Origin of the sequence: Phenylobacterium sp. (genome assembly GCF_025351295.1) — a bacterium.
Taxonomy (GTDB): Bacteria; Pseudomonadota; Alphaproteobacteria; order Caulobacterales; family Caulobacteraceae; genus Phenylobacterium.
The window spans coordinates 1-2,608 of record NZ_JANXWD010000075.1 but is presented as its reverse complement, the minus strand read 5'-3'; the positions used below and the strand labels follow the sequence as shown (position 1 = coordinate 2,608).

At 66.5% G+C, this 2,608-nt stretch carries 3 protein-coding genes; 2 read left to right on the top strand and 1 reads right to left on the bottom strand.

Annotation, left to right across the window (positions count from 1 at the left end):
- On the top strand, positions 1 to 680 hold a 680-nt coding region (locus Q0R13_RS10860; RefSeq protein ID WP_293903702.1), incomplete at its 5' end, for a tetratricopeptide repeat protein.
- An 82-nt stretch (positions 681 to 762) separates the two neighbouring features.
- On the opposite strand, the gene Q0R13_RS10855 is transcribed toward Q0R13_RS10860, so the two are convergent.
- Positions 763 to 1,671, bottom strand: a complete 909-nt coding sequence (locus tag Q0R13_RS10855) for a toprim domain-containing protein (protein ID WP_293903699.1) — start codon at positions 1,669 to 1,671, stop codon at positions 763 to 765.
- A 493-nt stretch (positions 1,672 to 2,164) separates the two neighbouring features.
- Between Q0R13_RS10855 and Q0R13_RS10850 the strand changes: the two genes are divergently transcribed.
- On the top strand, positions 2,165 to 2,500 hold the full coding sequence (locus Q0R13_RS10850) for a DUF736 domain-containing protein (RefSeq protein WP_293903696.1): 336 nt from the start codon (positions 2,165 to 2,167) through the stop codon (positions 2,498 to 2,500).
- Positions 2,501 to 2,608 lie beyond the last annotated feature (108 nt).

The following is a 2,608-nucleotide window of genomic DNA, read 5'->3' as shown; positions in this document are numbered from 1 at the left end:
GAGGGCGAAAATCGGCCCTCACCGTCGACTTTTTCAACAGCCTGCTAGGGCGGAAGTCGGTGGGCGGCGCGTCGCAGTATCTGGGTGTTTTCCCCGAGTCGGAGGCGGGGGTGAATGATCCGCTCCTGAGAGAGTACCAATCGGCCGGCAGAACGCTCAAAGTAGACAGACCTGAGGGGCTTCGGGAAATCGGATCTCTCGCCCTTCAAGGCTCTACCTTGAGCATGCTGTTCGTGGCCGACGCCTTGAGGAAAGGTGACGGCTACAAGGTCGACCTGGAAAAATCTCAAGGCTGGTACGGGCATGCCGCGTCGCTTGGTTCCGGTCGGGCAATGTATGGTCTTGGCCTAATCCACCTCGCTAGGAGCGACATTGGGAACGCAATCGAGGCGTTCGAAGCTGCGGGCGAGCGGGGACGTGGTGTGGCGCTGTGGGCTCTAGGCCTCCTCTACGAGCAGGGGGGCGGCGGCATTTCCCAAGACACTGACAAGGCGCGCGCACATTTGGAGCGCGGGGCGTCTCTGGGCCCCGTTTGGTCGTCTCGAACCTTGTCCATTCTCCTCATGAGCGGCCGATACGGAACTTGGCCGCGCCTGCGCGGCTACGCGACCTATTTGACGGGATTTGTCGCCGCCCCAATCGCGGTAGCCCGCGGAAGGGTCGATCTAATCATGAGGTGACGCGCGTCTGGCGAACGTCCGCAACGGGTCGATTGTCCCCGTTGGCACACCGCCAACAACCGGACGTTCACCTTGGCGATGGCTAACTGCCCGGCTGCGCAGTTGCGACGTCAGCCGCCGCATCGTTCCAGTCGCCGAAGGGTTCAGGCGGAAACTCGATCCGCGCCGCGACGCCCCGGCGTTGCAGGCGGGCCGCCAGGATCTGCGCCGAGGCGGCGCCATCCAGGCCGCGATCGGCGGCGATCAACACGGAGCGCACGCCCGGCGGCGCGCACCAGGTCTTCAGGTTGCGGGTGGACATCAGGGCCCAGCCGGGCAGGCCAAAGCGTTCGGTCGCCGAGAGCGTGGTGAATACCCCCTCGGCCACCAGCATCTCCGGCGCCGCCGGATCCAGTCGCGCAGCCGTACCGGCCGGCACGGGTCCGACTGTCTTGCGCGCCAGGCGCAGGTCCAAGGCCTTATGGCCGTTCGGTGCGAGGTAGGTGACCTCGACGGCGGTGAATGCGCCTTGCGCGTCGCAGATCGCCGCGATCAGGGCTGGCCGGCGATGGGGCGTCTGGACGTAGGCGGAGACCGGCGTGTCTCCACCATGGCGCAGGATCGCGGGGCCGGGCAGGGCGCGCCGGATATGGCGCAGGCGGCAGTGGCGCTCGCAGAGCGTCCCCTGGACCGCTCGGCCGCCCTCCCAGAGCCGCCTGGCGGCGTCCAGGCGCTGCGGGTCAGGCGGCTTTGCGACCACGGCCGCGCGGGGGCCGCCGCCAAACACCGATGTCGGCGCATTGTGGACGTCGATCAGCCGGTTGTCGCGCAGATGATCCAGCACCGCCTTCCAGTCGCCGTTGCCGAAGGTGTGGACGACGACCCTGTCGTCCTCCAGCAGCAGCGAGACCGAACGATCGGCGGAACTGTGGCCCGGGGCGGGGATATTAGCGCGCCGGCCGCCGTCGTAGAGCTCGCCGCCGAGCGCCTTGACGATGTGGCTCAGGGACATGGATCACCTCCGCGTTTCAGCGCCGCGGCGCTGCAAGCCCGGCGTCGGCCAGGCCCGCACACGGGCTGCTCGCCAAACCAGCCCCTCACACCCAGCTTTCGCCCTTGGACCGTCGCCGCCACCAAGGTCCTGGAGCCAAGCACAGGGAGTCCAGCCGACGCCATCTAGTTACGTCGCGTCATGCCCCAAATAGGGCCTTTTTCTGTATGAAAGTCACTTTGGAACCGCCCAAATCGCCCAGCGTTTGGTGACATAACCAGGACAGCTTCTGGTTGAGCCAACGCCCTACGACTTTGATCGCTGACGCCAGCTGGTCATTTGACGCCGCGCCCATCCCACAGCGTGGCGTTACAGACTTGCTTCCCGCCGAATGGCCTCTCTGCGGGACAAGACACACACTTCGGAAGCGCGCCCTCGGGTGCGCCGCCGAGTCCGGGGGAGGCCATCGAGACCGCGATTCGGCGCGTCTCGTCACAAACAGAGGAGCCATCTGATGGCGACCATCGGCACCTTCATTAAACGTGGGAATGACCTGCACGGCGCGATCCGCACCCTGACCCTGGACGTCGACCTGGTGATGCGCCCCGCCCCGAAAACCAAGGCGGATGGCCCCGACTTCCTGATCTACGCCGCCGGCACCGCCAAAGGCCCGAACGGCATCGACACCCAGCTCGGCGCCGGCTGGAAGCGGACCTGCGATCAGAACTGCCTGCACATCGACGTCGAACTCGACGATCCGGCCTTCCCGGGACCGCTCTCCGCCACCCTGGTCGAAGACCACGTCGCGCCGAGCGGTGAACGCTTCAGCATGGTCTGGGCGCGCGCCTAGACGCGCAAAACAAAGATGGGGGCGTTGCGGGGACCGCCCCGCTGGAGGGGGTGACCAGAGACCCTAAACGCTCGGGTCCAGGGGGAGGGCGCTCCCCCCAAAACTCAA